Origin of the sequence: Agrobacterium sp. CFBP2214 (assembly GCF_030209895.1) — a bacterium.
GTDB lineage: Bacteria > Pseudomonadota > Alphaproteobacteria > Rhizobiales > Rhizobiaceae > Agrobacterium > Agrobacterium radiobacter.
The window spans coordinates 1-1,513 of sequence record NZ_JARVRC010000017.1 but is presented as its reverse complement, the minus strand read 5'-3'; the positions used below and the strand labels follow the sequence as shown (position 1 = coordinate 1,513).

Below are 1,513 nucleotides of genomic sequence, written 5' to 3'. Positions count from 1 at the left end.
TAGCCTTGGCGCGCGCGCCGCCTGCGGACGTCCCGACGCGCAGGATATCCTGCAGGGTTTCTTGGTCGTCAGCGCCCTTGAGGATACCTGTAAGGTTGGCGCGATTGTTGAGGACTTCGTTGGCGAGTTTGGTCAGCGCGTCGATCTCAAGGCGCTGGGATTTGCGCGGCCCTTTGAGGATTTTGGGATGAAACTCGAGCGCACCCATGCCGCGCGTACCGATATAACAAAGGCGCTCGACCGGATTGAAGCTGCCGGGTGACCTTCCTTGGGTCACGAGCCATGTATCGATCAGAGCGTTGCCGAATTTGTCAGGGAGGGAGTCGGCGATCATGCCGGGCAAACCCTTGAAGGCGTCACGGGGCAAACCGGGGAATTCGTATGGGTCGGGGCGCAGCGGCATCATGATCGGTGCCAATTCTATGGTGCTTTGGACGAACTCAGGCATGTATTGGAATACGCCGATTGCTCTGTCGTCGAGCCAACTAACTGCACCGATATCTCTACCCCATAGGCGGACGGTCGCATCCGTCATTGCTCATCCTCCTCGGCCCACGCCCAATCGCTGGCTTTTGGGGCTTCTGTCTGCGTTCGTGCGCGCCGCCGCTCGTGGCCGTCATGCTGGACTCGCTCGACCGGTCGAACGTCCGGGTTGGGGAGGATGTCGAGAATGCGATCGCCCAAGTTAAGTGCTCTTAATACGCGGAGAAGGGTATCGAGCGAGCTGTTCCGGCCAGCCTCCAACCGCTTGATGCTCGGTAGCGAAGCTCCGGCCTCCTGCGCCAGTCGTGCCTGGGTCAGGTTGCGACGGAGGCGAACCCGAGCCAACCTGGTGCCTAGATCGCGCATGGTTGTCTCGATGCTGCCTGTCGGAGATTTTTTATTAGGAATCATAGGTGATCCTTTATGGCGAAACTCTTGGAAATCGTATCATATGTGATCCGTTATTACTAGGTGTTACAGCGGGAAGACATGGGATCAAAAATGATCCCTAATCGGTGAATATGGATATAAAGAAGCACTTATGATCCCTTATTTGTGAATAGTGAAATCAGGGGATTGAGAAACCCGGGCGGCGATGGGCTGCAGGCAGGCAACTGGCTGAATATTCGTCCGCCCGACCGCCGCGGCCCGTAGGGGATTCATCTACCTGCGCAAGCGGATTTTTGCAGTTATGGATGTTTTGAAAGGTATTCGCCTCGGAATATTTTACCTATATAAATTCAATCAATACATATATTTGTATATCTATACTTTTTAGATAGAATAAATTTCCCATTGATGGATGAGGCGGGTGATTGGGTGGTCGCGGTTGAAATGGGAAAGGACGGCGCTCGCAAAACATATAATTTAGCTAGAGCAAAGCCTAAAACATATAAATAATTGTAAGCGCACCATTATTGAGGAAGGTGAGGGCTTTAATCGGTGGGCAGTCAATTTGGCGCTGTGTAAATAGGTGATTTTATATAGATTTTTGCTGTGGGGCGGATTTGGTTATAGATGAATCCGGAAG

At 52.7% G+C, this 1,513-nt stretch carries 2 protein-coding genes; both read right to left on the bottom strand.

What is annotated here, in order from left to right; all coding sequences use genetic code 11:
* Positions 1-535: type II toxin-antitoxin system HipA family toxin (locus tag QRN60_RS23835; RefSeq protein ID WP_284767044.1), on the bottom strand; the 535-nt coding region annotated here is incomplete at its 3' end.
* Entirely contained in the window at positions 532-849 is a 318-nt protein-coding gene (locus QRN60_RS26570) for a helix-turn-helix transcriptional regulator (protein WP_350225286.1), read from the bottom strand. The genes QRN60_RS23835 and QRN60_RS26570, both read right to left, overlap by 4 nt.
* Between the last annotated feature and the right edge of the window lie 664 nt (positions 850-1,513).